The organism is Kitasatospora sp. SolWspMP-SS2h, from assembly GCF_003259315.1.
GTDB lineage: Bacteria > Actinomycetota > Actinomycetes > Streptomycetales > Streptomycetaceae > Kitasatospora > Kitasatospora fiedleri.
This window is the reverse complement of sequence record NZ_QLLT01000017.1, coordinates 84,734-111,056: the sequence shown is the minus strand read 5'-3', so window position 1 is coordinate 111,056 and position 26,323 is coordinate 84,734. Positions and strand designations below refer to the sequence as shown.

Sequence of the window (26,323 nt, the reverse complement as noted above, 5' to 3'; positions counted from 1 at the left end):
CGCGCCGGACCCGGTGCGGGCAGCGGGTCCGGCGGGCGGGAACCCGTTCAGACGGTGAGCAGGGCGGGGTTGGCGGCCTTGTCGACGGGGAGGAAGTCGTCGGGGACGGGGTACTGGCCCAGGACGTAGTGGAGGATCGCGGCGTGCATGGCCTCGACGGGGGCGATGGTGGCGGCGGTGGCGATGCCGCCGGGGCTGGTGACGTTGTAGGTCGCGAACAGGTAGGTCTGCGCGGCCTGGTTCTCCAGCTGGAGGGCGAGTTGGGCGACGTCGCCGACGGTGGCCGCCTTGCCGAGCGCGTCCAGGGTGGCGGGCTGGTTGGACAGCGGGACGTCGGTGATCGCGGGCTTGCCCGCGCCGGTCAGCACGCCGTTCCACGCCTTGGCGTGGTCGGCGTGCTGGCCCATCGCGGTGGTGATGAAGGTCGCCACGGCGGGCGGGACGGTGCCGAGCTTGCCGGCCTTGGCGGCGTCCAGGGCGGCCTGGTAGGCGCCCACGGCCTGGTTCTCCAGCGCGGTGGCCAGCGCCACCACCTTCAGGTCGCCGGTGTACTGGCCCGACGCCGAGCCGGACGCGGCGCCGGAGGCGGGCGTCGAGGAGGGGTTCGGGGCGGGCGAGGTGGCGGACTTGCCGCTGGAGCAGGCGGCCAGGGTCAGCGCGGCGGCGGCCCCGCCCACGCCCAGCAGGAAGCGGCGGCGGCCGGGCTCCTGCGGGGCGGGGCGGGTGCGCAGCTCGGCGGCCAGGTCGAGGGCGCCGGCCCGCATCGCGGGCAGGGTCTCCCGGTGGGCCTCCTCCATGTCCCGGGTCAGGCGCGCCAACTGCTGTTCGCTGATCGGCAGTTCCCAGTCGGTGCTCACTTGACGGCCCCCTCGGTGATCGGCGAAGCGTTCTGGGTCTTGTAGAAGGCGTCGGGGAAGCCGACGCTGCCCGCGGCGGCCGGCAGCTTGGCCGGGTCGACGGGGATGGCGATCAGGTCGGCGGCGTTGCCCGCCAGCAGGGCCTGCACGGCCAGCAGTACCGCGCGGTGCTGCGCCTCGACCGGGGCCACCGAGGCGAACAGCTTGCGCAGTTCGGGCGAGGAGACCTGGGAGACGTTCTTGGTGTAGGTCTGTGCGGCCACGTCCTCCAGGGTGATGGCCAGCTTCACCACGTCCGCGGGGCCCTTGATGGTGGGCAGCGCCTGGTCGACCACGGCCTTGTACTTCGGGTCGGGCTGGTCCTGGGCCTTGCCGCCGGCCTGGGTGGCGGCGGAGTTGAACGCCTGGGCGTGGGCCTGGTGCTGGGCGGTGGTCTTGGTGATGAACGCGGCCACCGTCTTGTTGCCGTCCTTGATGAACGGCAGGGCGGCGGCGGTCTGGTAGACGCTCACCGCGAGGTTCTCGATCGACGCCGCGGTCTGCAGCGCCATCACGTCGTCCGCGCTCGCCGAGGCCGAGGCGGCCAGCGCCCGCGAGGTGCCCCACAGCGCGGCGGCGCCCGCCGCGCCGGCCAGCACCCCGCTCCGCTGCCACCAGCGCCGACGCGGTTCGGTCACCTGCGCGAACCCGGTCAGTGCGGTGCGGGTGATCCGCTGCGCGTCGCTGTTCAAGTCCTCCGACTGCTCGGTGAGTTCCGCGAGCAGCCGGGAGTCGATGTGCTCTGTGGCCATCATGCCTCGTCTCGGTCCGGGGCCCGGCCAACTCCGCACCCCGCTCGCGAGTCCTTCGGCACCGGACCGGGCGCGGCTTGGCCCCGGCCGACTGTTCACCCGCGCGGGTGAACGCGGGGGGGGCCGGGCCGGCGAGGTCCTCTCCCTCCCCCGTCACGGCGCCGCCCGCACGCGCGCCGGGGCCCCGCGTCCGAAGACGCGGGGCCCCGGCGGGACGGGTCGGGCGGTCAGACGGTGCCGCCGTAGTAGCCGCCGACCTGGTGGCGGTAGGCCGGGTCGTCGGCGTGCGCCTCCCGGTCGTACTCCGGCGAGTCCTTCACCTCGTCCTTGGAGCGGTTCACCCAGACCGTCTTCTCCTGGTCGTCGACCCGGGTGACGGTGCCCGCCGGGAGCAGCACCTCGCGGCCGAAGATCCACGGGCCGGTGTCGACCACGAGGTAGCCCGCGCCGACCTCCACGGTGTGCTTGTCGACCTTGCCGATGTGGCCGTCCGTCGCCTCGACCCGGTACCCCGTCAGGTCGGAACCCGTGGTGTAGCCCTCAGCGGCCGTGTAGTCCCACATGCCCTCGGTCATCGCTGCCTCCTCGTACGCTCCGTTGCGCTTACGGGGAGCCGCCTGCCCCGGTCTCCGGCGAACATGCGGGGGAACAGCCGCTCCGGCGAACCGGCGGACCGTCCCCGGGCTCCGGGGTCTCCCGGCCGTGCACGGACCGGCCGGCGGTCGTCGCGCCCTCCCGGCAGGCACCGGGCCCGGTCCTCCGGTCCTCGTGCCGCGCGGCCGGGCTGGCCGGTGGCCGGCGGCGACCGGATGCGGTCCGCGTCCGGGGCCGGCAGCAGGGTGGGCAGCCGGGGGCTGGTGTCGCGGCCGACCAGGAGTTCGTGGAGCAGGGCGAACAGCTCGCGCCGGGCCGTCTTCGGCTCCGGTGATGCCGGGGCGTCCAGCGGCAGCCCGGCCCGCGGCTTCGGGACGCCGTACACCGGCGAGGTCGGCCCGGCGAGGGACCAGTTCGCGTCCAGGCCCTCCACCAGGAGCTTGAGCGCCGTCCGTTCGTCCTCGGCCAGCCGGGCCGGCCGCTCCGCGTCGGGCTCGGTGCGCACCTGGGTGCGGTCCTGCGCCGGGACGTGGGCGCGCACCCACTCCTGGGCGCGGTCGAGTCGCGGCCGGGCCCGGTCCGGGCTCGCCAGCGGCTCGTCCAGGAGAGCAGGTGGCGGCAGTCCGGGCCGCGACGGCGGAGTTCGTCGGTTACGGAGTGCGGCACCACGATCTCGCGCAGGTTGCCCAGGTGGACCGGGCCCGCCGGGCTGATGCCGGAGGCGCACACCAGCCGGGTCCCGCCGCGGCGTTCGCTCTCCTCGATCACCCGGTCCGCTGCGGCCACCACCCGATCGCTCTGCTGCACGGCCACGGCGGGTTCCTCCGGTTGACGCTGCTTCAAATGGCGACAGTCTGGGGCCGGTTCGGCGAGATCCACTTCCAGCCGCCGCCCGGGCGCCCGCACCGGAACGGCGGCGGCGCCATTCAGTGAATACGATAACGATTGTCATTCTGGTGTGGTCCGTGGTTCAGTGGTGCCGCCCCCACGCCGACCCCGGAGCGCCCCCCGTGGATTCCGTCCCCCCGCTCGTGACCGCCCTGCGCGGCCTCGCCGAACGCCCGGCGCTGATCGGCGACGACGGCCGGCCGGTCAGCGGCGCCGCGCTGCTGACCGGCACGGTGCCCGCCGACGCGCTGTCGCAGGCCGTGGCCGCCCGGGTCCGGGCCGCCCGGGCGGCGACCCGCGAGTCGGACCCGCACGAGCGCCGGCTGCGGTACTGGGCGAGCGTCCTCGGACCGCCGCCGATCCGGCACACCGTGCTGCTGCCGCCGACCGGCCTGGGCGTCGAACTGGCCCTGGCCACCCTGCTGGCCGGCGGCACGGTCGTCCACGGCGACCCGGACCGGCCGCCGGCCGAGCTGCTCGCCGAGCTGGCCCGCTCGCGCTCCACCCACCTCAGCCTGCCCTCCGAACTGCTCTGGCAGATCAGCGAGTTGGGCGACCAGCACGCTCAGGACCTGGACAACCTGCGCCGGGTGCTGCACGTCGGCCCCGAACCGCGCCAACAGGACGTGTACGCCGCCGTCGAGGCGCTGGGCGCGGTCGTGGCGCACGTCCGCGCGCCCCGCAGCGACGCCGAGAGCGCGGACACCGCCCTGCGCGAGGTCGCCGCCGCCGCCACCGACGCGGCCTGGAAGCGGCTCATCGGCGTCAGCGCCGAACAGGCCCGGGTGTTCACCGCCCGCCTGGACGCCGCCGTGCTCTCCTCGATGCTGCTCGCCCTGCGCCGCGACGGCGTCCTCGAAGAACCCGGCCGCGGCCACCGGCTCCCCGAGATCCTGCGCGCGGCCCGGGTCGCCCCCGCCCACCACCGGCTGGTCGGACGCTGGCTGGCCGAGCTGACCCGGCACGGGCTGACGACCCGCCGGGGCGAGCTGTTCGCCGCGACGCGGCCGGTCCACCCGGCGGACACCGCCCGCGCCTGGCAGTCGGCCGCCGACGCCTGGACCGGCCGGCTCGGCTCGGCCACCGTCATCGACCACCTGCGCACCGCCGCCGAACGGCTGCCCACCCTGCTCACCGGCGAACAGCAGGCCGCCGCCCTGCTGCTGCCCAAGGGCAGCACCCGGGTGATCGAGGCCCTCGCGGCCAGGACCGCGGCGGGCCGCTACCGCGCCGCCGTCCTCGCCGCGGCCCTGCGGCGGATCGCCGCCGACCACCCCGGGCCCGGACCGCTGCGGGTGCTGGAACTCGCCGCCGGCCCCGGCACCGCCACCGGCGAGATCACCCGGGCCCTCGCGGACCGGACCGCCCCCGCCGCCGACTACCTCTGCACCGACCCGTCCGACCTACTGCTGGCCGCCGTCCGCGCCCGGGTCGGCCGCCACCCGCACCTGCGGTACGCCCGCTTCGACCTGCACGAGCCCGGCCCCGGGCCCGGGGCCGTCACCGGCCCGTTCGACGTGGTGGTCGCCGACGGCGCGCTGGCCCGCGCCCCCGACCCGGACCTCGCCGCCCGGCGGCTGACCGCACTGCTCGCCCCCGGCGGATGGCTGCTGCTCAACGAACCCGTGCGCACCCGCCTGGAGTTCCTGGTCCGCGACGCGTTCCTCCCCCACCTGCACCCGCACGACCCCCGGACCGACCCCGACGCGCCCCCGCCCGGCGCCCCGCGCTGGCACGCGGCCCTGGCCCGGGCAGGGGTGCGCACCGTCCTGGCCGTCACCGGGGACGACCACCCCGTCACCCTGCTCGGCGACCAGCTCCTCGCCGCCCGGACCGGCTGCCGGACCGAGTGACCGCCCCGCCCGGGGGCACTCCCCCGGAACGGCAGGGGGCCGCAGCGCCAGGCTGCGGCCCCACTGCTCCGCTCTCACGGCGTCAGCAGGCCGCGCTCGTACGCCTTCGCCAGCCGGCGCGGGACGAGGTGCTCGCGCCCGTCGACGGTGACCGGGACCAACTGCGGGGCCGCGGCCTTCCACCGGGCGCGGCGGTGGCGGGTGTTGCTGCGGGAGGTCCTGCGCTTGGGGACGGCCATCGTGGGCTCCTGTCGGGTGGTGGCGGCGCCCGGGTGGTGGCGCTCGGGTGGTGGCGGCGCTCGGGTCGTGGCGGATCGGGGCGGCGGGCGGGCGGTCAGGCGACGGGTTCGAGCAGGTCCGCGAAGGCGTCGGGGAGGGTCTTCCAGCCCGGTTCGCCCGCGAGCAGTTCGGCGTCGGTGAGCAGGCAGGAGTCGAGAAGTTCGGTGATCCCGTCGGCGTCCAGCCCTTCGGCGGTGAAGGCGAGTTGCTGGACGCGGTCGCCGTGCTGCGGGTGCCAGTCGAGGGCGGCGGCGGCCCGGCGTTCGGGCGGGTAGTGCTCCCAGTGCTCGTCGGGGAGGGTGGCCAGCCACGGCCCGCACTCCTCGACCGCGAGGTTGGCTCCGGCCGCGTCCCAGGCCAGCATGAGTGCGGGGCGGTTGGCCAGCCAGAACCGGCCGCGGCTGCGCTGCGCGGCGGGGACGAGCAGTTCCAGCGCGTCGTGCAGCCGTCCGGGGTGCAGCGGGCGGCGGCGCTCCCACACCAGGGTGGCCACGCCCGCCTCGTCGGCCTGCTGCGGCAGCAGGGCCAGGGCCGGGTTGACCCGGTCGCGGGCGGCCGGGACGTCGAAGCCGCCGAGCGCCGCCCGCAGGAGTTCGCCGGTGCCGAGCGCCACCCGCCGGGCGGTGGGGTGCAGTTGGCGCAGCATCGCGAGGCCGGTGTCGCCGCCGCGGGCGAGGGCGAGGGTGGTGGCGTACTCGATCTGGTGGGCGAGTGCCTCGGCCCGGGTGCGGGCGTCGTCCGCGGAGGTGTGCTCGGCGTGTTCGGCGAGGTCGTCGGAGACCGAGAGTTCGCCGATCAGCCGGTCGGGGTCGACCGCCGTGACCACCCCGGCGAGTTCGATCAGCTCCCCCATCGGGCGGCCGTCCAGCTCGCCCTCGGCGATCACCTCGGCCACCGGGTGCGGGTCGCTGCCGCCCCACAGTTCGACGATCGCCAGGCCGTGTTCGCCGGACTCGGCGATCCCGGCCAGCTCGGGCAGCAGGTCCTCGCGCACCGCGCAGCAGGGGCAGCCGTTGACCAGCGGCAGTTCGCGGGTGTCGAACACGCCTTCGTCGTCGCGCAGTTGGCGGTGCACCAGGCCGCGGTCGGCGTCGCGCAGGTCGTGGTGGAGGACGACGGCGCCGATGCTCGCGTCGAGCAACTCCTTGACGGCGCGGCGGCGTTCGGCGCGGTGCAGGCCGGCGACGATCACGACGGGGAGTCGGAGGTGGGCGGGCACGGCGCTCACCAGCTCGACGTGCGCACGCCCGGCAGCTGTCCGGCGTGCGCCATGGTGCGCAGGTTGATCCGGGACAGGCCGAAGGCGCGCTGGTAGCCGCGCGGGCGGCCGTCCACGGCGTCCCGGTTGCGCAGGCGGGTGGCGCTGGCGTCCCTGGGCTGGCGGTCCAACTCTCGCCGAGCGGACGCGCGTTGCTCCGACGTGCTGGCGGGGTGGGTGAGGGTGCGCTTCAGCTCGGCCCGGCGCTCGGCGTGGCGGGCGACCAGGGCGCGGCGGTGCTCGTTCCTGGCGATCTTGCTGCGTTTGGCCATCAGACCTTCTCCCCGCGGGCGCGGATGCGGGCCACGGCGGCCTCGATCCCGATGGCGTCGACGGTCTTGAGGCCCTTGGCGCTGAGCGTGAGGCGCACGTGGCGGCCCTCGCTGGGCAGCCAGTAGCGCTTGCGCTGGATGTTCGGGTCGAAGCGGCGCGGGGTGCGGCGGTGCGAGTGGGAGATCGCGTTGCCGAATCCCGGCCTGCGGCCGGTCAGTTGGCAGTGGGCGGACATCGGGGCTCCGTTCCGGTCGGGTGGACGGGAGCACTCTACATGAAAATGGATTTCATTTTGCTAGAGTCGTGCTCCACCCCCGCCCCCTGCCCCCTGCCCCCCCTCTCCCCCGACACCGAACCCGGACACCCGGCCGAACCCGAGGACCCCCATGGCCCGCAACGAACTGCGCCCGATCGTCAAGCTCCGCTCCACCGCCGGAACGGGCTCCACCTACGTCACCCGCAAGAACCGCCGCAACGACCCGGACCGGCTGGTCCTGCGCAAGTACGACCCGGTCGTCAGGCGCCACGTCGACTTCCGCGAGGAGCGCTGACCTCCACCGACTCCCGCGCCACGCACGCCCGGCACCCCGGCCGGGGACCGTCACGTCCCCGGCCGGGCTTGCGAGCTCCCTTGACACGGACTGCCGCCGCCCGCACAGTTTGCGCAAAGGTGCGCGCCAAAGTACCGAAGCAAGCACTTTCACTCACGGTGAATGCCGGCCGCCCACCCCCTCGGGCCCGCCGACCCACCGGAACGGCCCGTCCCCCACAGGAGGTTCCCCCATGACGTGGAGCAGGAGAACGGCCGCGGCCGCGACGACGGCAGCCGTCGTCGCCGCACTGGCCGTCAGCGGCGCACCCGCCGCCCAGGCCGACCCGGTCGCCGCCAACACCAGCACCGCCATCGGCGTCAAACCGCTGATGGGCTTCAACAACTGGGCCCGCTTCACCTGCGCCGCCCAGGCCCGGCTGGACGGCACCCGGACCGGCTACTCCTTCCAGCAGTTCATGCAGGACCAGGCCAAGGCGATGAAGGACACCGGCCTGGTCGCCGCCGGCTACACCAACCTGACCGTCGACGACTGCTGGATGCAGCGGACCTCCGCCGGCTACCTGCACGGCGCCGCGACCTGGGGCGGCAGCAGCCAGCCCGGGTTCGACTGGGAGCTGACCGACTACGCGTCCTACGTCCACGGCCAGGGCATGCAGGCCGGCCTCTACACCACCTCCGGGGTGAACACCTGCCAGGGCGTACCCGGCGGCATCATGGGCCACGAGCAGGCCGACGCCAACTCCCTGGCGTACTGGGGCGTCGACTCCATCAAGCTCGACAACTGCGGGACGGACTCCACCAACCGGCAGAGCGAGTTCACCGCGTTCGCCCGGGCCCTGGGCACCGCCACCGCGAACAGGGACCGCAAGATCCTCTTCAACGAGTCGGCGCCGGCCGGCTACGGGCCGACCTCCACCGCCAAGTACGAGACGATGGACTGGGTCCGGGGGCTGGGCCAGATGTGGCGGGTCAGCCCCGACATCAACGTCTGGCACGGCACGACCGCCTCCGCCTGGGACTCCCCGCACGCCGCGGACTGGTACGAGGGCGGCGTGCTGCAGAACTTCATCGACACCGTCGGCCTGGCCCGCTACAACGGCCCGGGCAACGCCAACGACGCCGACATGCTGCTGATCGGCGACAACAACCAGCTCACCCTCGCCGAGCAGCGCAGCCAGTTCGCGCTCTGGTCCGCGATGGGCTCCCCCCTGATGATCAGCACCGACGTCCGGAAGATGGCCGCCGACCCGACCGCCTACGCGCCGCAGCTGGGCATCCTGAAGAACGCCGACCTGATCGCCGTCGACCAGGACGCGCTGGGCGCCGGCGGCTACCTCGCCTCCCGCGACAACGCCGCCACCACCGCCGGGATCGACGTCGTCGTCAAGCCGCTGGCCGACGGCGGCCGGGCCGTGGTCGTCCTCAACAAGAACGCCACCGCCACCGCCTACACCCTCGACCTCGGCCGGATCGGCTTCGCCGACTCCTGCGCCCACCCCGTCCGCGACCTGTGGACGCACACCGCCTCCAGCGCCACCGGCTCCCTCACCACCACCATCGGCAGCCACGACAACGCCGCCTACCGGATCTCCCCGGGAACCTGCGGCCCCGCCGTCCCGACCGGCCAGATCACCGGCGTGCAGAGCGCCTTCCAGGCCAGCCCGCTCTGCCTGGACGCGTACAACGGCGCCGCCGCCGGCGCGAAGGTCGCCCTCTACGCCTGCCACGGCACCTCGAACCAGCAGTGGACCCGGCGGGCCGACGGCCTGATCGCCTCCTACCAGAACACCGGGCTGTGCGTCTCCGGCGCCTCCTCCGGCCTCACCCTGGCCGCCTGCAACGGGTCCGACCCCAAGCAGGTGTGGAGCTACAACCGGTCCGGGCAGCTGCGCCAGGCGACCGGCGTCTGCGTCGACGTCGCCGGCAGCGGCCTCGGCACCGACACGAGCGCCACCGTCGCCACCTACACCTGCGGCAGCCACCAGCCCAACCAGACCTGGAGCGCCCCCTTCGCCACCCCGCCCTCGTCCTGAGCGGCCGACCGGCCCCGGGCCGACCGCTCCGGAGTCGGGGCCGGTCGGCCCGGGGCCGGTCAGCTCGGGGCCCGGACGGCGGCAGCGGTGGTGGCGGTGGCAGTGGCGGCGGCGCGGCGGCGCAGGCCCGCCAGCAGGCCGTGCCGCGGGGCGAAGGTCCAGCAGAGCAGGAACACCGCCGTCGCCACCAGGACGATCAACCCGCCCGCGGCGAGGTTCCAGGCGTACGACAGGTACAGGCCGGTGAGCGAGGAGCCCGCGCCGATCGCCGGGGCGAGGACCATCATCACGCCGATCCGGTCGGTCAGCAGCCGCGCGCACGACGCCGGGGTGATCAGCAGGGCCAGCACCAGGACGTTGCCGACCGCCTGGAGCGAGATCACCACCGTCACGGTGACCAGCGCGTAGAGCACCGCGTCCAGCAGCAGGACCGGCAGGCCGAGCGCCCGGGCGGTCTCCCGGTCCAGGCTGACCGCGACCAGTTCCTTGTGGAGCAGCAGCGCCACCGCGACCAGGACCGTGCCCGCCACCGCGACGGTCAGCACGTCGCCGTCGCCGATGCCGAGGATCTGCCCGAACAGGAAGGACTCCAGTGAGCCGCTGTAGCCGGGCGCGGTGCTGAGGACCACGATGCCCAGGCCGAACGCGGCGGCGAAGAACACGCCGATCACGCTGTCCTCCTTGAGCCGCCGGTTCTGCGAGAAGACGGCGACCGCCAGCGCGGTGGCCAGGCCGGCGACCGCGCCGCCGAGCACCAGGCTGGTGTGCAGGACGAAGGCGATCGCGACGCCGGGGAAGACGGCGTGCGAGACGGCGTCGCCGATGAAGGCCATGCCGCGCAGGACGACATGGCTGCCGATCACGCCCGCGACGATGCCGGACATCGCCGCGACCAGCAGCGCCCGCTGCATGAAGACGTGCTGCCACGGGTCGGTGAGGAAGGCGAGGACGGCGTTCACCGCTCCACCCCCAGGGAGTGCAGCAGCTGGTCGGTGCGGGTCACGCCGAACGTCCGCAGCCAGACCTCCGGGTCGCGCAGGCCGTCGGGGGCGGCGTCGGCGACGACGGTCCGGTTCAGCAGGCAGAGCCGGGTGCAGGCGCCGGCCGCCGCGGGCAGGTCGTGGGTGGTCATCAGCAGGGCGGTTCCTTCCGCGCGGAGGCGGGCGAAGAGCCCGGTCAGCAGGTCCTGGGTCGGCACGTCGAGGCCGGTGAACGGCTCGTCCAGCAGCAGCAGTCGGGGCCGCAGGGCCAGCGCGCGGGCGACCAGGACGCGCTGGCGCTGGCCGCCGGAGAGCTCCCCGATCGGACGGTGCCGCAGCTCGGCCAGGTCCACCCGCTCCAGCGCCTCGTCCACGGCGGCCCGGTCCGCCGCCCCGGGACGGCGCAGCCAGCCGATCCGGTGGACCCGGCCGCTCATCACGGCCTTCTCCACCGAGAGCGGGAAGTCCCAGGCGAACTCGTGCCGTTGCGGCACGTAGCCGACGCTGCCGCGCCGCCGCTCGGCCGGGGCGCTGTCCAGGGTGACGGTTCCGGCCCGGACCGGGATCAGCGCGAGGACGGCGCGCAGCACGGTCGTCTTGCCCGCGCCGTTGGGCCCGATCAGGCCGACCAGCTCCCCGGCCCGGACGGTCAGGTCCACGTCGTGCAGCACCTCCCGGCCGCCGAGCAGGACAACCAACCCGCGTATTTCCAGAGCAATCTGACGTTCAGTCACTTCGATTTCCCTTCATGCGGCGGCGCACCGACACCACCGTCGCCCCGGCGGCCAGGACGATCACCGCACCGCCGCCCACTGCCCACGGAATCCACGGCTTCCGGGCCGCTCCCGACGCCGCCGTCTCCGCCGGTGCCGCCGTTTCCGCCGGTGCCGTCGGTGCTGCCGGGGTGTCCGGCGCGGCCGGGAGGGCCGAGCGCGGGTCCTGCGGGCCGACCGAGAAATGGAGCGTGGTGCGGGCGTCGTGGGTCCGCCCGTCCAGGGTCCTGGCGGTCACCCGGATGCCGAGCAGGTAGCTGCCCGGGGCGGTGAACGCCCAGTTCCCGTGGACGTGGCTGTTGGTCTCGATGCCGGTCTCCTGCGGCAGCGGCCGGGTGCTGTCGAAGACCGGCTCGGGCGTGCCGAAGCTCCCGTTCAGGAAGAGCGTGAAGTGCCCCGGGCCGCGCACCGACTCCAACTGCCAGGTGACCTCGCGGTCGACGGTGTGGATGACGCTCGGGTCCTGGCTGTTCCAGCCCGGCCACAGGACGCCGTGCTGCTGCACCTGGGGCAGCAGCCAGACCTGCGCGCCCGGGGTGCCGAGGAAGGCGAACGCCGGGTCCGCCGGCACCGCCACGGCGGCGGCGTCCACGGCCTGGAGCACCACCCGGTCGGGGTCGCGCCACACGGGGGCGGGGCCGCTGTCGTCCCGGATGCCGATGGTCCAGCGCCCCTGCTCGAAGCGCGGCCCGAGGTCGACGTGGCCGTCGGCGAGGACGGTCGGCGCGTCGCCGGTGGCGGTCGCGGTGGGTACGGTCGGCTCGGCGCTGTCGGCCGCCGCGGCGGGGACGGACAGGCCGGCGGCGAGGGTGGCCGTCAGGACGGCGGCGAGGGCGTGCGCGGCGCGGCGGGCGGCGGTCACGGGGCGCCTCCGCCCAGGCAGGAGAGCAGCTCGTCGGCGTTGTGGCGCATCATGTCGGTGTAGTGGCGGACGTGCGCGTCGAAGGCGTCCCCGTACAGGGTGCAGACCTTCACGCCCTGGTCCTCGGCGACCTGGGTGAGGACGGCCGCGCGCCGGGCGAGGTTGGGCTCCGTGAAGACGGCCGGGACCTTCAGGTTGCGGATGGTGGTGGTCAGCCGCTGCACGTCGTCCGCGCTGGGTTCCTGCGCCGGGTTGGGGACGACGAACCCGGCGACCTTCAGCCCGTACGCCTGGGCGAGGTAGCCGAAGGCGTCGTGGGTGGTGATCAACTGGCGGCGGTCGGCGGGTATCCGGGCCACCTGGGCGGACAGGTGGGCGTCCAGCGCGTCCAGCTCCTCCCCGTACCGTCGGGCGTTCTCCGCGTAGGCGTCCGCCCCGCCGGGGTCGCGCCGGGCCAGGGTGTCCCGGATCAGCTGGACGTACGCCTTGGCGTTCTCGGCGTCCTGCCACAGGTGGGGGTCGATCTCGCCGTGGACGTGCTTGCCGAGGACCGCCTGCGGCAGCTGGTGGACGGGCGTGCCGGGCGGCCCGAGGAAGGCGAAGGCCGGGTTGTCGGGCACTTTGTCGAGCGCCTTGTTCGGGACGTCGATGACGACCTGGTCGGGCGGCAGCTCCTCCTGCTGCCCGTCCCCGGCCCGCAGGTCGGTGTAGGCGGAGAGCACGCCGGTGTCGAGGTTGACGGTCAGGTCGGTGTGGCCCTCGTCGATGACGGTGTCCTGCGGGCGGGCGACGCCGTGCGGGTCGACACCGACGGCGAAGGTGAAGGTGCCGGTGCCGAGTTCCTGCAGCGGGCCCTGCGGGTTCTTCACCTGCGCGCGCAGGGTGAGGTGGTAGACGCCGGGCGCGGTGAACGCCCAGTTCAGGTGGGTGTGGGCGGCGGGCGGCAGCGAGGTGGTGTCCTTCTCGTCCAGGCCGTCGCCGGAGTCGAAGTACACCTGCGGCTGGCCGAGCGACTCGGTCAGGTAGGCGACGAGCCGGCCGGGGCCCCGCATGTCGGTGGCGGAGAGCAGCACGTCGGAGGAGCGGGTCGCCCCGCGCGCCGCGCCCTCGCCGCGCACCCGCAGGCCGAGCCACGGGACGTCGAGGGCGATGTTCTCCACCAGCGGGATGACGTGCGCGCCGTACGCCTCGGCCGCCTCGGCGAGCGAGACGTTCGGCGAGCCCGCCGGGGCGTTGGCGTCGATGGTCTTGATCAGCGCGTGCTCCTCCAGGAGCAGGTGGTTGGTGAAGGTCACGTCGGCTTCGGCGACCTTCGCCGCGTCCCTGGGGGTGGGCTCGTAGGAGTGCGGGTCGCCGCCGGGCGGGACGATCGAGTCCACCCGGACCCGGTCGCCGCCGACCTGGCGCACCAGGTCCGCCAGGATCTCCGTGGTGGTCACCACCCGCAGGCCCTTGCCGTCGTGCGGGCCGGCGGCGTCCTCCGGCCCGCAGGCGGTCAGGGCGCCGAGCAGCAGGGCGCCGGCCCCGAGCAGGGCGGTGGGGCGTTTCATCGCTGGTCGCTCCGGGGGTTCGAGGAGTGCCGGTGGTCGTCGGTGGCGGTCGGGACGGGGCCCGGCTCGGCACGTCGACGGCCGACGGCGGTGATCAGGCCGCCGCCGAACAGCAGCAGCGCGCCGGAGACGGTGAGCGGGACGGCGGCGGCCGGACCGGTCTGGGCGAGCGCGCCGGGGGTGCCGGTGTCGGTGCTGCTCGCCGTGCTGCCGGTGCGAGTGCCGGTGCCGGTCGCGGTGGTGCCGGTGGACGCGGTGCCGCCGCCCGTGGCGGGGGCCGCGCCCGACCCGTCCCCGACGGTGAAGGTGTACGTGCGGGTGTCCGTGACGGCCTCCCCGGTGGCGAGGTGCCCGCCGAGGGCGAAGGTGAGCCGGTAGGTGCCGGCCGCGCCGAACCCCCAGTTGGCGTGCGCGTGGACGCCGAGGTCGACCGGCGCGCGGTCCGGGAGGCCGTCGCGGCTGTCGTACAGGACGGTGGCCCCGCCGAGACCGGCGGTCTGCCAGATCGCGACCGTTCCGGGGCCGTCCACCCCGGTCAGCGTCAGTTGCAGCGGCCCGGACAGCGGGCCGGAGGCCAGCGCCTCGGTGTTCCAACCCGCCCACACCACACCGGGTTTCTGCACCTGCGGGATCAGCCAGAAGGTGCTGCCCGGCGCACCGAGGAAGGAGTAGGCCGAGCCCGCCGGGACCTGCTGCCGGGCCGCGTCGTTCACGTGCACCGTCACCGCGGAGGGCTCCCGCCAGACCACGGCGTCCGGGCTGCGGCTGTCCTTGAACAGCAGCCGCAGCCGCCCGTCCACCCACTGGCCCGCCAGCGCGTCCACGTGGCCGTCGCCGATGGTGACCGGCGCGGTGGCGATCTCCGCCCCGGGCAGCGACGCGGACCGCAGGGCGCGGGCGGCCGACGGCGGGGCGGACCCGCCGGTGGGCCCGGCGGCGGTGGGCCCGGCGACGGTGGGCCCGGCGACGGTGGGCCCGGCGACAGGTGCGGGTACGGGTGCAGGTACGGGTGCAGCCGGGACGGACGGTTCGGCGGTGGGCGGCTCGGCGACGGTGGCGTGCACGTGGACCGTGCGGATCGCCGATCCCCCGCCGGACAGGGCCGCCTCGGCGGTGAGGTCGAAGTCGTACGCGCCGGGGCTGGTGAACGCCCAGACCAGGCCGCCCCGGGCGGCGGGCGCCAAGGCCGTGGTGTCGGGCCGGGCGTCGGCGCTGTCGAGGAGCAGAAGCGGTCCGGGATCGGGTTCGGTCCCGGTTCCGGTCTCGGTCTCGGCCTCGGGGTCGGTCGAACCCGCCTTCCCCGGAGGCGAGTTGGACCCGTCCGGATCTTCGGGTCCCGCCGTTCCGGTGGTGTAGGCGATCACCGCGCCGGGCCCCTGCACCCGGCCGAGGGAGAGCGACAGGCCGGGCGGTGCGAGGTCGGCGGCGGGGACGGCGGCGGTGTCCCAGTGCGGGCCGTCCTGGCCGCCGTCCGCGCCGAACCGCCACAGCGGCGTGCCGGGCGGGCCGAGGAAGGCGGGGGCGCCGTCCGGGACGGTGGACCGGTCGGCCGATCCGAGGGTGAGCAGTCGGGTGTCGGCGTTCGGGCCGCCGGTGGCGGGTGCGGGGGTGCCGACCGTGAGGTCGAGGCCGGGCCCGGTCAGGGCGAGGACGAGGTCGGCGCCGCCGCTCGGGATGGCGGCGCCGACCGGCGCGTCCGGGAGGGCGGCGTGCGCGCCGCCGGCGGCCCAGAGGACGGCGAGGGCCGATCCGGCCGCCGCCGCCCGGGCGGCCCGTGAACTCTTCATGCTGGTCGCGACTCCTGGGTCGGTGGGCTGCGGACGTCCGGGCCCGGACCGGGCCCGCCGGGTCAGGCGTTCAGGACGTGGAAGGTGTACTGCTGCGGGGCCGAGGTGACGGTCTGTCCGTTCGAGGCGAGGACGCCACTGACCTTGAAGGTCACCAGGTACGTCCCGGCCGCGTCGAAGCCCCAGTTGGCGTGGGTGTGCGCCCCGGCGGCGACGGTGACGGTGTCGGGCAGGCCGTCGTCGCTGTCGGCGAGCTTGGTGGGCGTGCTGCCCGCCGCGGTGTAGATGCTGAACCCGGCGGGACCGCTGACGGCGGTGAGCTGGAACTGCACCTGGTTGTTCTGGAAGACCCCGGCGGGGACGTCGGTGGCGTTCCAACCGGCCCAGAGCAGGCCCGCGGTCTGGCTCTGCGGGAGGATCCAGGCGGTGCCGCCGGTGCCGAGGAAGGACCAGGCGGGCGTGTTGGGCACGTTGGTGTGCTTGGCGGCGAGCGGGACGTTCAGCACGACGTCCGACGGAGCGCGGTCGACGGTGGTGGCGGTGGTCGAGTCGAGCAGGTCGAGGGTGAGCGACCCGCCGCTGTAGTCGATGTCCAGCACGTCGACGTGGCCGCTGGAGAGGGTGACGGTGGTGGCGCTGGCGGAGGTGGTGATCCCCGTGACCAGCGCCGCGGCGAGCAGCAGGGACCCCAGGGCCTTGGTGGGTGCGCGCATGGCGACGGTCCTCAGTTCTTGATCTGGAAGGTGTAGGTGACGGTGCGCGAGTTGACGGTCTTCCCGGTGGCGGCGACCTTGGCGTCCGCCTTGACCTTCAGCGTGTAGGTGCCGGGCTTGGAGAAGGCCCAGTTGGCGTGGGTGTGGTCGCCCGCGTGCAGGGTGACGGTGTCGGGCAGGCCGTCGCCGCTGTCGACGAGCACGGTCTCGGGCGCGCCGAACACGTCGTCGGTGTAGACGGCGACCTTGCCGGGGCCCTGGACGGACAGGAACCGCACGTTGACGGCGTCGTTGGTGAAGTCGCCGGTGGACAGCTCCTCCGCGCCGAACCCGGCCCAGAGCAGGTCCGGGTTCTGCACCTCGGGCAGGATCCACACCGGCGTGCCGGCGGCGCCGAGGAAGGCGTACGCGGAGCCGGCCGGCACGGTCGTCCCGGCGGCGGGCAGGGCCTTCAGGACGACCTCTTCGGGGGTGTACTCGACCTCTTCGGTGCCGCTCTCGTCGTGGACGCCCACCTCCAGGCGGCCGTTCTCGTAGCCGAGGCCGACCACGTCCACGTGGCCGTGGTCGAGGACGATCGGGCAGGTGGCGGAAGCGGGGCCCGCGGCTGCGAGCGTGGCGATCAGGGCGCCTGCGGTGACGAGCAGGCGGGCAGGACGGCGCACGGAACCTCCTTGCACGGAGCCCTCGTTGGGCTCGACGGCGCAAACGGTAACCATTTTCATTTTCATATGCAAGGTGCTCCGGGCGAGCGCGGGCCAACCTCGGATCGAAGTTGGAAATGATGTTCATATCGGATAAGGTCTGCCTTCTCCCGCCCCACCCGGCTCCGCCCGTGCGGTCCCGCATCGAAAGGAAGGGCGCCGTGAAAGGCCCCACATCCCGTTCGTTCCAATTGACTTCGGCTGCCGCTCTGACCGCTGCGGCACTCCTCGCCGGGGCCACGGCCACTCCGGCCGCCGGTGCGCCCGCCCGGCAGGCCCAGATCGTCCGGCCCGCCCTCGCCAACACCGAGGCCCCCGTCCGCACCGAACGGACCGTCATCGACTCCGGGCACGTGGACGCGGTCTCCCCGCGGATCGCCGACGGCGCGTTCCAGAGCCTGCTGCTCGACGACCGCGACGCCCTCGCTCCGGTCTGGCGCACCCCCGAGTCCGTGATCCTGCACCTCACCGGGGCCGGCGCGCTCCACCTCACCGCCGACACCACGGGGTTCGAGTTCCTGGGCTCCCCCGGCGACACCGTCTACTGCATCCCGCAGACCCAGGACCCCGCCCTCATCTGGGCGGGCTGGAGCACCCAGTCCTTCACCCCCGACGACGTGGACGGCGACCTCACCCTCTCGCTGGACGCGGTGGACGGGCCCGGCGACGTCGTGCTCTGGGAGTGGTCCCCGTTCGGCGAACCCGAGACGGTCCTCGACAGCCGGGCGGGACTGCCCGCCCACTACCCCGTCCCCAGCAACACCCATCAGCACGCCAACTGGGCCTTCACCGAGCCCGGCGTCTACCGCCTCACCTTCACCTGGAACGCCGACCTCAACGGCACCGGCCCCGTCAGCGACAGCTCCGTCTACACCTTCGCCGTCGGCGACCTCGACACCGCGACCATCACCCTGCCCGGCGACCAGCCGAGCACCTCCCCCTCGCCTTCGCCCTCGCCCTCGGTGTCGGCGGCACCGTCATCCTCGCCGTCACCGTCACCGTCGCCCTCCGCAGGCGTGAGCGCGAGCCCCAGCCCCAGCACAACGGCGAGTGCGAGTGCGAGTACGAGCACGAGTGCGGCTCCCGACCCGAGCCCGGCCTCGCCCCGGCCCTCCGTCTCCGCCTCTGCCACCACCCGGGCCCCGGCCCCGGCACCGGCGAGCGCCCCCGAACCGGCCGCCACCGCCACCGCCGGGCAGCTGGCCTCCACCGGGTTCCCGCTCACCCCCGTCCTCGTCACGGCCGGACTCCTGCTCGCCGCAGGAGCAGCACTCCTGACGGACCGTCACCGCGTCCGCCGCCCGGACTGACCCGGCCCGCACCCGCGCGTCCACGTACCTGCGCTCCGGCCCGTCCGGTTTCGGCGTTCCGCCGGACGGGCCGAGCAGTGGGGCGGTCCTCAGCGGCGGGCGCGGCGGCCGGTGCCCCGGCGGTTGACGAGGAAGAGGGCGGCGCCGATCAGCAGGGCGGCGACGGCGCCCAGGGTCAGGGGCAGTGCGGAACCGCCGCCGCCGGTCTGGGCGAGGCCCCGGCCGTCGGTGGCGGTGGCGGTGGGGGCGGCGGGAGCGGAGCTGGTGGGGTCGACGGCCTGGTGGTCGGGGTACTCGGCCGAGAGCGGTCCCGGTGCGGCACCGGAGGGCGCGGGCTCGACGGTGGCAGCGGTGGGCGCGGCGGCGGCCGGGGCGGTGGTCTTCGGGGCGGCGTCGGCGCCGAGCCGGATCCGGACGTCGGCCCCGGTGTCGCTGGTGCCGACGACGCTGACGGACAGGTGGGCGGCGTCGGTGAGGGCCGGGCCGTTGACGTCGAGGGAGTTGTTGGCGGCCTTCTTCTGCTGGGCGGTGTTGCTGATCAGGACGGCGTCCCTGTAGTTGCCCTTGGTGACGCGGTAGACGGCGACGCCCCGGGGCACGTCCATGTCCGGGGTGCCGGGGTCGGGAGTGCGGTACTCGACGACGACGCGGTCGCCGCCGGTCCCGAGCGGCAGGTCGATCGCGCGGGTGCCGCCGGTCCCGGGGGCGTGCAGCGGGGTGAGGTGGACGCTGGTGCCGGTCGTGGGGGTGGCGGTCTGCTGGGCGGTGAGCCACTGGAGCGAGAGGAGTTCGGGGGCGCTGAGGCCCTTCTTCTCGCCGCCGCCGCCCATCGGGGTGCGGTGGCTGTACTCGTCGGCGGTGCAGGCGGTGAAGGTGCCGGCCGGGCAGACCTGGCGTTCCTGGTGCTGGAAGCCGAGGTTGTGGCCGATCTCGTGGATGATGGCGGCGCCGTCGTCGACGGCCCCCTCGTGGAACCAGCTGTTGGGGCCGGAGACCGAGCCCAGCCCCCACCAGTCGGAGCAGAAGTCGGAGTAGAAGACGACGGAGATGTGGTCGAACGGCACGCCGGGGACGGCCTTGCGGGCGAGTTCGTTCATCGTGCCGCTGTCGCAGGCGGCGGAGTCGTCCATGTCGATGGTGAACGGGCCGAAGACCCCGTCGCCCTGGGCGGGGACCACGTGCATCCGGCCGCCGGAGTTCCTGGCGTAGTAGGAGGCGAGCGAGGTGCTGCCGGTGCCGAAGAAGTTCCGCACGGCGTCGGCCCGGGTCTTGGCGGCGTCGGTGAGTGCCTTGTTGCGGAAGTTCACCAGCACCACGGCGTGGTGGTCGACGCTCGACGGCTCCGGCGCGGCCACGGCCGGTGCGGCGAGCAGGACGGGGCCGGCCAGGAGGGCGCTCGCGGTGAAGGCGGCGAGCAGCGGGGCGGTCGCGGACGCGGCGGTCGCGGGGCGGGTCGGCCGGGGGCGCTGAACCATCGGGGTGGGTCTCCTTGCACGATCGGCGGGGCTGCGGATCTCGGCACCGGACGGCGGCCGGACCGGTCGGGAGACGGGGGCGGTCCGATCCGCTCCCACCCGCCCGCGTCCTAGGAGATCCACCGGACGCCCTGCCATAACAGGAATCCACCACCGACTTGGCCGCCCCGGCGCCTCGGCTGCGCATGTTGCTGCCCGCGCGGTACCGGCCCGGGGTTTCCCGATGCACAGGCGAGGCACTTGGAGAACACGGTCCGTCGGCAATCCGGATCTGCGCAGACATACGATCTTCTTGCCGTTGTCGTCCCGAAAGTCGTCCTTCGCCACAAGAGCGAGGAATCGGCATCTGCCGCACGGTCTACGTCGGCTGACTCTTCTCAGCCGCTGCACGCGTCCGACTGTGACGCGGCGAACAGCAGCAGTGCCCGGTGGCGGGCTCCCGTACGCACTCGTACCCCGGAGAGTGGTCACGCCTGAATCGTCCGACCATCTCAGGGGGTTTCAATGTCGGAGACGAACGACAGTTCCGTCGATGCGTCGCTCGTTGCAGTGGAATCGGTGCTCGGCGCCAGGTCGGCGGCGGTGCTCGTGGAGCTCCAGCGTGCGGACGGGAAGGCCGCCACGCTATGTGCCCTGGCCAGCGGCACGCTGGCCGCGGTGCTGGCGGCCACCCCGGTATGGTCCACTGGAACGGTGCTGTTGACCGCGGCGGTACTGTGCGGCTGCGTGCTCTTGCTCGCCTCTGCGGCGGCGGCGCTTCTCGCCATCCGGCCGGTGCTACCGCAAGGCCGGTCGCTGGCCAGGCTGGAGCCCTTCCGGTCCGGTTCGGTGACGACGAGCAATCTCGCTGGTCTGGCGACTCTGGACCGAGCGGCTCTGATCGAACTGGAAGCGCAGCGCCTATGGCGTTTGGCCGGGCTCGCCGAACGGAAGTTCCGTGCCGTCAGGACCTCAGTGGACCTGATCGCCGCAGCGGGCACGGTGACCGGAATCATCCTGGCGATTTCCTGCATGAATTGAAACCATCGTGCCGCTGTTGTTCGGAGAAACCCAGGGGGGGCACATGTACCTTCGCCATGAATCTCTCATCGGCGATCAGCTCTGGTCAGAACTTCGCAATCTCGCGCCGGAACGCAGCCGTCCCGCCAGATCCATGCTGCTCCGCCAGGGCGACCCCGGCACCCAGGTGATCCTGCTCAGCTCCGGATCTACCCTGGTCACCCTGGCAGGTGCCCACGGCGAGCGAACGCTGCTGGCCGTCCGCGGCGCCGGTGAACTGCTCGGCGAACTCGCGGTCCTGGACACCCAGCCGCGCTCGGCTTCGGTGATCGCCGCCGAACCGTGCCGCGTCCACCTCATCCCCGCCCCCGACTTCCTCGCCTTCGTCCACGAACACGATCTGACGGTTCCCTTGCTACGGCACGCCATTGCACGTGTTCGGGAGGCGGAGGCGGTTCGGCTGGAAATGGCGACCGCGCCGGTGCCGGTGCGGTTGGCCGCCGCTCTGGGCCGACTGGTTCAGGCGGCTTCCCGGCACGGCGCGGATACCGTGGTGCGGTTGACCCAGACAGAGCTGTCGCAGCTGATCGGCGCCTCCCGGAACGGCGTGGGCAGCGCGATCAGACCGTGGCGAGAACGGGGTTGGCTCGGGACCGAGGCCGGCGGCGGACTGGTCATCCGGAACATGTCGGCCATCCAGGCCGAGGTGCTCGCCTGAGTGACCCAGGCCACCGTGGCGGTGCCCAGTACTGGGCACCGCCGGTCCGTCCGGCCTAGCAGCATGGGGCCTCGTCCTCCTCCCTTGCTGCCGAAAGGCCACCCACCCGTGACTTCCTCCGTCTCCACACCGGACTACGACGCACCGGGCCACGACGTGCCGCCCGAACAGGCCGTCATGGTCGTCGACATGAAGGGCTACAGCAAGCTCCCCGAAGTTCAGATGGCATCCGTCCGGTCCGATCTGGACAGCATCCTGGAGACCGTCTTCGCGCAGAGCGGACTGCTCGCGCCCCAGCCCCTGGACGCCGGGTACAAGGATGCCGGCGACGGCGTCATCCTTCTGCTCCCGCCCCAGCACGTTGCACGACTGGTCGATCCCCTCCTGGGGAACTTGAGTGCCGCCCTCCAGCGCTACGAAGGCATTCGGATGGCCGCCGCACCGGCGATCCGCCTCCGCACCGCCGTCCATGTCGGCCCACTGAGCGTCCCCGACCACCGCGGCACCGCGATCAACGACGCCTGTCGACTGGTCAACAGCGATGCGGCCTACCAGGCCGTCGAGGCCGCGACCGACAACGGGCTGTTCTTGGCGGCCGTTCTCTCGGAGCCCGTCTACCAGCGCTCCGTGCAGGCCGGACGTACCCGTCCGGAGCTGACGGAACGCCAGTTTATTTCTTCCACAGCCCGGGTGGCCGAAAAGCCCGAGTTCGAGATGTCATGCCGACTGCTCGTCCCGGGCCTGCCCGCAGCATCGCTCTGCGGATACCTGCCCGCGTCCGGCAGCCGCGCTCCGCGCACCGGTTCCACGCCCTCGGCGCATGCCGCACCGGAGCTGCCGGTCAAGGCGGGGACCGTCCAGAACTTCCACGGCGAGCTCAAAGACCCCGTGATCACGGGGTATGTCGAGCAGCTCCGGATCGACCGCCGCAGCCGCTGAGTCGGCACACCTCATCCGTCGCGTCCGTACAAAGGAGAAGCCCGTGTCCGACCTCCCCTATCCGTCACGGTCCGCTGACGAGCCGAACGACGAGGAGCCCAGAGGCCGAGAACTCGATTCCTGGCTGCCGAATTTGGTGCAGCCGCGGCAGGACCATCGTTCGGAGCAGCCCGACGCCCCGCCGGCCCCAACCGGGGAGGCCCCGGAGCAGCACACCGCCCCGGAGGCAGCTCCGGGCGTCCGCACGTCCGCTGGCCCCGTGACGCATTTCCACGGCCAAGTCGACGTCGCTGCCGGTTATATCGAACAGTTGATCCTGGAGACCCGCAAGCGCGATGTCCTCGAGGGCGAGGAATTGGACCGGGATGTCCTCCTGGAGGAACCGTACGTCCGTGACGCGTGGACGGATGCCTGGCAGGAAGCTCTCGACCCGGCCACCGAGGAGTTGCGGGCATCCGTCCTTGTCGTCGTCGCTCCCCGCTCGATCGGTGCCACCACCTTCGCGCTGCGGCTGCTGGCCGAACACACCTCATCGAGCACCACGCTGGTCAAGCTGCAAGCGGACTGGAACTCGCCCAGCCGGACCCGGCTCCCCCTGGAGCCGCGACACGCGTTCCAGCTCGACCTGAAGGACCCGGACACCGACCGGGTCTCGGCCGACTTCGTCACCTCGCTCGGAAAGCATGCCGAGCACCTCGCCAACTGCCGGTCCCACCTGGTTCTGACGGTTCCTCAGGAACTCTGGGACGCACCGGGTTTGGCCTCCCGTCCTGGTGTGCAGGTGCTCCGGCTAACAGATCCCCCCGCCGCCGGATCGGTGGTGGATGCCCATCTCGAAGCCGAAGGCCACTACGAGCTGGCCAGGGAGATCAGGGCCTCCCAGCAGGCGCTGGACCAACTGAGCGGCCTGAACGCCGTGGCAGCGGTACGGGCGGCGCACCGGATCGTCTCGGTCTGGGAGGAGCACCGGCTGCACCGGCAGGCCCCTGCCCTGCTGCGGAATGTAGCGGACCAGGATGCGGCGAAGACGTTCGAGGAACGCGTGCTCGACGCCCTGTCGGACTGGCGCGGGGAACTGGACCAGCTCTTCGGGGAGCGCACCGTCCCCAGTGGCAGGACCGATCGGTCGTTGGCGCTCGAAGACCGCTACTTGCTGGTCGCCTTGGCGGTACGGCAGTCCGCGCCGGTGTCCGCCGTAGCCGCCGGAGCCCGGCAGTTGCAGGCCGCGGTGGAGTCGACGGACAGCGGCCAGACGGTAGGGACGGCTACTCAGACTGCCTTCGCTGCCCGCGGCCTGCGGCGCCGGATCCAGGATGTCGGTGCCACGGTCGACGGGCGTGATGTGGTGCTCTTCGACCGACCGGCCTACGGGCGGGCCGTGCTCGAGTATGTCTGGGACAACTACGAGACCATGCGGACGCCGCTGCTCGGTTGGCTCGCGAAGCTTGCCGCCCGGCCCGATCCCACGGACCCGGTGGTCCGGACGCTCGCGTCCCTGGCCCTGCGTCACGGCACGAGGGAACACCTCAACAAGCTGGCGGAGTCGACCGAACCGGCGCTGCTCGGCGCCGTCCTGCGGACCGCAGTGAACGACGAGCATGTCGGACGCCTCGTGTGGGCCGCGCTCTACCAGTGGGCCGACACGGGCGGCAACGCGCCCACCGTGGTCTCCACCTGCCGTCTCGTCCTGGCGGACCCGGAGGTTGGCGCCGCCGCCGCGAAAATGGCTTTCGTCCGGCTGCGGCGGGTGGCGCAGAGGACCACGGACCCGGCCGTCCGGCAGAGCGTGCTCACGGCCTTCAAGGAGTTGGCCGACCAACCCGCTGGTCGGGCTCGGCTGGCAGCCGAGGTCCGAACCTGGCAGCAGACGAAGGGCTCGTCCCGGAGCGGGAGCCTGGCCTTCCTCGCCCTGATGTCGGTGTCGGTGGACAGCCCGGGGCTGCCGTGGCTGCTGTCAGCCGACCCCCTGGAGATTGACGTCCAGCGGGCCTTGACGGAGTTGCTCGGCAGCCCGGACACCGCAGTCGAGACCATCCCCCGGATCACCGACTGGATTCTCTCTTGCTCGAACGAATCCGACTCCGACAGTTACGTGCAGCTCCGCGACCAGTTGCTCGAACCACTACGCGGGCACCGGATGTTCCAGGCCGGGATGGACCTGATGCAGGCGCTCACTGGCTCCGTCACTGCGCAGGGCGTCAACATCGCTGAGGACTTCTACCAGCACCTGGTCAGCGCCCCGTTCCGCAAGCTCTTCGCGACTGACGGTACCCCTCGATGAGGTGGCCGTGGCAGCGGGCCGCGCACACCTCTGCGGGCCCGCAGCCGTGCCGACTGCCCAGCGCCATTACGGGCGTGCCGTTCGAGGCGACCTTCACCCTGGTCTGGCGGCCCGCCCTGCGGCGCCGAGCCAATCTGGCGGAGCAGGTACGCAGCGACCTTCGTGCCGCCGCCACGGAAGTGACCGCCGGGCTGCTGCCGGACGACCTGCTCGGAGCCGAGGACACCCTCAACGCCGTACTCGGTTCGTCCGACGGGCAGCGTTCTCCGCACTACCGTCTGATCAGCGCGAAGTTCGCCCTGCGGCTGTCGCCCAGCGCGGTGGAAAACCTGGCCGTCCGGCGAGCCGACGCCGAACGGATCAGGCGGCTGGAGTTTCTCAAGACAGCTCTCTACGACCATCCGGATCTCGTCGTGCTCGACCGCATCGAGCGGACCTCCGCGCTCCCGGACAACGCTCAGGTAGCCGACCTGCAACGGCTCTCACGCGCGATCAGATCCTGCAACGCCTGGTGGTACCCCTTACTCGAGCAGTGGGAGGCGGTCGGTGCCGGGTTCAAGGACCTGGAGACCCGGCACGAGGCCATGCGAGTCCTGCTTCAGCACTCCGTCGAAGCCCTGAAGGCGGCCACTGCGCCGTCTGACCGGGCCGCCCCGGACGGACGGGCCGAATGAGGGCGGCCCTGTGGCGGGTCCTGCTCGCCCCGCTCACGACCCTGCGGGCACTCCGCCTCCAGCGGCTCAGCCGCTTCCCGTTCGACTTCGACAGCGCTTGGCGGCAGGCCCGAATACACTGCGCGCCGGACGAGGTCGAGTACCTCTTCCAGCACGGTGTCCAGGAGACTCGGGCCCACCGACCCGAACCGTAGCGTGGCCATTGGCCCCGGCGACGGGACCGCGCCAGCCGGAGGACGCGCTCCATTGCGGGTCGGCAGCGCACCCTCACCCGCGACATGGCCGCCGGAGCCGTCGACCAGAGCGCTCCGGAGCACCGCCGGGATGCCGCCGCCGGGGGTCAGAACTCCTCGTGGGAGTCGGGGTCGCCGCCCAGCCGCTCGTGCGGCCGGTCGGCGATCCGGGTCATCTCCTCGGCGGTCAGCTCGAAGCCGAAGAGGTCCAGGTTGGCGCGCTGGCGTCCGGGGTCCGCGGACTTGGGGATCGGGGTCGCGTCGAGCTGGGTGTGCCAGCGCAGCACGGCCTGCGCGGGGGTCACGCCGTGCGCGCGGGCCACCGCGCCGACGGCGGGGTCGTCGAGCAGTGCCGAGCCGCGGCCGAGCGGGCTCCAGCTCTCGGTGCGGACGCCCAACCGCGCGTGGACGGCCCGCAGTTCGTCCTGCGGCAGCAGCGGGTGGAGTTCGACCTGGTTGACCGACGGCAGGACGCCGGTCTCCCGGTGCAGGCGCTCCAGGTGCTCGGCGGTGAAGTTGGAGACGCCGATCGAGCGGACCAGGCCGTCGTCCCGGAGCTTGATCATCGCCCGCCAGGAGTCCACGTACCTGTCCACCCGGGGCAGCGGCCAGTGGATGAGGTAGAGGTCCACGTACTCCAGGCCGAGCCGGCGCCGGGACTCCTCGAACGACGCCAGCGTCTCCTGGTAGCCGTGGTGGCGTCCGGGGAGCTTGGTCGTCACCACCACGTCCTGCCGGGGCACGCCGGAGCGGGCCAGGCCCCGCCCGACGCCGGTCTCGTTGCCGTAGTTCACAGCGGTGTCGACCAACCGGTAGCCGGTCTCCAGCGCGCCGGCGACGGCCCGTTCCGCCGCCTCGTCGTCCAGCGGGTAGGTGCCCAGGCCCACCCCGGGAAGCTTCGTACCGTCGTTCAGCGCGTGCACGGGGGCACTGGTCACGAGTCCGC

At 73.4% G+C, this 26,323-nt stretch carries 28 protein-coding genes; 11 read left to right on the top strand and 17 right to left on the bottom strand.

Annotation, left to right across the window (positions count from 1 at the left end; all coding sequences use genetic code 11):
- Positions 1-47: 47 nt before the first annotated feature.
- From K353_RS36615 to K353_RS37245, 4 genes are all read right to left on the bottom strand, one after another.
- Positions 48-857, bottom strand: a complete 810-nt coding sequence (locus K353_RS36615; protein ID WP_255410753.1) for a ferritin-like domain-containing protein — start codon at positions 855-857, stop codon at positions 48-50.
- Positions 854-1,648, bottom strand: coding sequence for a ferritin-like domain-containing protein (locus tag K353_RS21910; protein WP_233533737.1), 795 nt, complete (start codon positions 1,646-1,648; stop codon positions 854-856). Before K353_RS21910 ends, K353_RS36615 begins: the two co-directional genes overlap by 4 nt.
- A gap of 227 nt (positions 1,649-1,875) precedes the next feature.
- Positions 1,876-2,223, bottom strand: coding sequence for a PRC-barrel domain-containing protein (locus tag K353_RS21905; RefSeq protein WP_111555249.1), 348 nt, complete (start codon positions 2,221-2,223; stop codon positions 1,876-1,878).
- 28 nt (positions 2,224-2,251) lie between these two features.
- Entirely contained in the window at positions 2,252-2,971 is a 720-nt protein-coding gene (locus K353_RS37245; RefSeq protein ID WP_370447631.1) for a hypothetical protein, read from the bottom strand.
- Here K353_RS37245 and K353_RS35900 point away from each other — a divergent pair.
- Positions 2,855-3,175, top strand: a complete 321-nt coding sequence (locus K353_RS35900; protein ID WP_233533754.1) for a hypothetical protein — start codon at positions 2,855-2,857, stop codon at positions 3,173-3,175. The two genes, K353_RS37245 and K353_RS35900, sit on opposite strands and share 117 nt — an antisense overlap.
- Positions 3,176-3,252: 77 nt before the next feature.
- Complete coding sequence (locus K353_RS21895) at positions 3,253-4,983, top strand: methyltransferase (RefSeq protein WP_111555247.1); 1,731 nt, start codon at positions 3,253-3,255, stop codon at positions 4,981-4,983.
- A gap of 74 nt (positions 4,984-5,057) precedes the next feature.
- Here the strand turns inward: K353_RS21895 and rpmF are convergent, their stop codons facing one another.
- From rpmF to rpmB, 4 genes are all read right to left on the bottom strand, one after another.
- Positions 5,058-5,222, bottom strand: a complete 165-nt coding sequence (rpmF, locus tag K353_RS21890) for a 50S ribosomal protein L32 (protein WP_111555246.1) — start codon at positions 5,220-5,222, stop codon at positions 5,058-5,060.
- 95 nt (positions 5,223-5,317) lie between these two features.
- On the bottom strand, positions 5,318-6,481 hold the full coding sequence (locus K353_RS21885) for a GTP-binding protein (RefSeq protein ID WP_111555318.1): 1,164 nt from the start codon (positions 6,479-6,481) through the stop codon (positions 5,318-5,320).
- Between the two features lie 5 nt (positions 6,482-6,486).
- Complete coding sequence (gene rpsN, locus K353_RS21880; RefSeq protein WP_111555245.1) at positions 6,487-6,792, bottom strand: 30S ribosomal protein S14; 306 nt, start codon at positions 6,790-6,792, stop codon at positions 6,487-6,489.
- Positions 6,792-7,028: a 50S ribosomal protein L28 gene (gene rpmB / locus K353_RS21875; RefSeq protein ID WP_100839969.1), complete on the bottom strand. Its 237-nt coding sequence runs from the start codon at positions 7,026-7,028 to the stop codon at positions 6,792-6,794. The genes rpsN and rpmB overlap by 1 nt, the downstream gene beginning before the upstream one ends.
- A 151-nt stretch (positions 7,029-7,179) precedes the next feature.
- On the opposite strand from rpmB, the gene rpmG reads away from it, so the two are divergent.
- Both rpmG and K353_RS21865 read left to right on the top strand, forming a co-directional pair.
- The gene (rpmG, locus tag K353_RS21870; RefSeq protein WP_111555244.1) at positions 7,180-7,344 is read left to right on the top strand and encodes a 50S ribosomal protein L33; all 165 of its coding nucleotides are present in this window, start codon (positions 7,180-7,182) and stop codon (positions 7,342-7,344) included.
- A 232-nt stretch (positions 7,345-7,576) separates the two neighbouring features.
- Entirely contained in the window at positions 7,577-9,379 is a 1,803-nt protein-coding gene (locus K353_RS21865; protein WP_111555243.1) for a ricin-type beta-trefoil lectin domain protein, read from the top strand.
- A 59-nt stretch (positions 9,380-9,438) separates the two neighbouring features.
- On the opposite strand, the gene K353_RS21860 is transcribed toward K353_RS21865, so the two are convergent.
- The 7 genes from K353_RS21860 to K353_RS21830 form a co-directional block, all read right to left on the bottom strand.
- Positions 9,439-10,338, bottom strand: coding sequence for an anchored repeat-type ABC transporter permease subunit (locus K353_RS21860; protein ID WP_111555242.1), 900 nt, complete (start codon positions 10,336-10,338; stop codon positions 9,439-9,441).
- Positions 10,335-11,093: an anchored repeat-type ABC transporter ATP-binding subunit gene (locus K353_RS21855; protein ID WP_233533736.1), complete on the bottom strand. Its 759-nt coding sequence runs from the start codon at positions 11,091-11,093 to the stop codon at positions 10,335-10,337. Before K353_RS21855 ends, K353_RS21860 begins: the two co-directional genes overlap by 4 nt.
- Complete coding sequence (locus tag K353_RS21850; RefSeq protein ID WP_111555241.1) at positions 11,086-11,994, bottom strand: TIGR03773 family transporter-associated surface protein; 909 nt, start codon at positions 11,992-11,994, stop codon at positions 11,086-11,088. Before K353_RS21850 ends, K353_RS21855 begins: the two co-directional genes overlap by 8 nt.
- Positions 11,991-13,544 carry an anchored repeat ABC transporter, substrate-binding protein gene (locus tag K353_RS21845; protein WP_111555240.1) on the bottom strand — a complete coding sequence of 518 codons (1,554 nt, stop codon included), beginning with the start codon at positions 13,542-13,544 and terminating at the stop codon, positions 11,991-11,993. The genes K353_RS21850 and K353_RS21845 overlap by 4 nt, the downstream gene beginning before the upstream one ends.
- The gene (locus tag K353_RS36610) at positions 13,541-15,331 is read right to left on the bottom strand and encodes a choice-of-anchor M domain-containing protein (protein ID WP_111555239.1); all 1,791 of its coding nucleotides are present in this window, start codon (positions 15,329-15,331) and stop codon (positions 13,541-13,543) included. Before K353_RS36610 ends, K353_RS21845 begins: the two co-directional genes overlap by 4 nt.
- Positions 15,332-15,393: 62 nt before the next feature.
- Entirely contained in the window at positions 15,394-16,044 is a 651-nt protein-coding gene (locus K353_RS21835; protein ID WP_111555238.1) for a choice-of-anchor M domain-containing protein, read from the bottom strand.
- Positions 16,045-16,055: 11 nt separating this feature from the next.
- Positions 16,056-16,709 carry a choice-of-anchor M domain-containing protein gene (locus K353_RS21830; protein ID WP_111555237.1) on the bottom strand — a complete coding sequence of 218 codons (654 nt, stop codon included), beginning with the start codon at positions 16,707-16,709 and terminating at the stop codon, positions 16,056-16,058.
- A 230-nt stretch (positions 16,710-16,939) separates the two neighbouring features.
- Between K353_RS21830 and K353_RS21825 the strand changes: the two genes are divergently transcribed.
- On the top strand, positions 16,940-18,058 hold the full coding sequence (locus K353_RS21825) for a choice-of-anchor M domain-containing protein (protein ID WP_111555236.1): 1,119 nt from the start codon (positions 16,940-16,942) through the stop codon (positions 18,056-18,058).
- A gap of 89 nt (positions 18,059-18,147) precedes the next feature.
- On the opposite strand, the gene K353_RS34465 is transcribed toward K353_RS21825, so the two are convergent.
- Positions 18,148-19,533, bottom strand: coding sequence for a hypothetical protein (locus tag K353_RS34465; RefSeq protein WP_111555235.1), 1,386 nt, complete (start codon positions 19,531-19,533; stop codon positions 18,148-18,150).
- Positions 19,534-20,037: 504 nt separating this feature from the next.
- Here K353_RS34465 and K353_RS21815 point away from each other — a divergent pair.
- The 6 genes from K353_RS21815 to K353_RS21790 all read left to right on the top strand — a co-directional run bounded on the left by K353_RS21815 (position 20,038) and on the right by K353_RS21790 (position 25,338).
- Positions 20,038-20,553 carry a Pycsar system effector family protein gene (locus K353_RS21815; RefSeq protein ID WP_111555234.1) on the top strand — a complete coding sequence of 172 codons (516 nt, stop codon included), beginning with the start codon at positions 20,038-20,040 and terminating at the stop codon, positions 20,551-20,553.
- Between the two features lie 7 nt (positions 20,554-20,560).
- Positions 20,561-21,250 carry a Crp/Fnr family transcriptional regulator gene (locus K353_RS21810; RefSeq protein WP_233533735.1) on the top strand — a complete coding sequence of 230 codons (690 nt, stop codon included), beginning with the start codon at positions 20,561-20,563 and terminating at the stop codon, positions 21,248-21,250.
- 108 nt (positions 21,251-21,358) lie between these two features.
- A complete protein-coding gene (locus K353_RS21805; protein ID WP_233533734.1) occupies positions 21,359-22,189 on the top strand; it encodes a hypothetical protein in 831 nt (276 codons plus the stop codon).
- A gap of 43 nt (positions 22,190-22,232) precedes the next feature.
- On the top strand, positions 22,233-24,470 hold the full coding sequence (locus tag K353_RS21800) for a hypothetical protein (RefSeq protein ID WP_233533733.1): 2,238 nt from the start codon (positions 22,233-22,235) through the stop codon (positions 24,468-24,470).
- Between the two features lie 74 nt (positions 24,471-24,544).
- Complete coding sequence (locus K353_RS21795; protein ID WP_146616537.1) at positions 24,545-25,144, top strand: hypothetical protein; 600 nt, start codon at positions 24,545-24,547, stop codon at positions 25,142-25,144.
- Complete coding sequence (locus K353_RS21790) at positions 25,141-25,338, top strand: hypothetical protein (RefSeq protein ID WP_111555232.1); 198 nt, start codon at positions 25,141-25,143, stop codon at positions 25,336-25,338. Before K353_RS21795 ends, K353_RS21790 begins: the two co-directional genes overlap by 4 nt.
- 146 nt (positions 25,339-25,484) lie before the next feature.
- Here K353_RS21790 and K353_RS21785 read toward each other — a convergent pair whose 3' ends face one another.
- Entirely contained in the window at positions 25,485-26,315 is an 831-nt protein-coding gene (locus K353_RS21785; RefSeq protein WP_111555231.1) for an aldo/keto reductase, read from the bottom strand.
- Between the last annotated feature and the right edge of the window lie 8 nt (positions 26,316-26,323).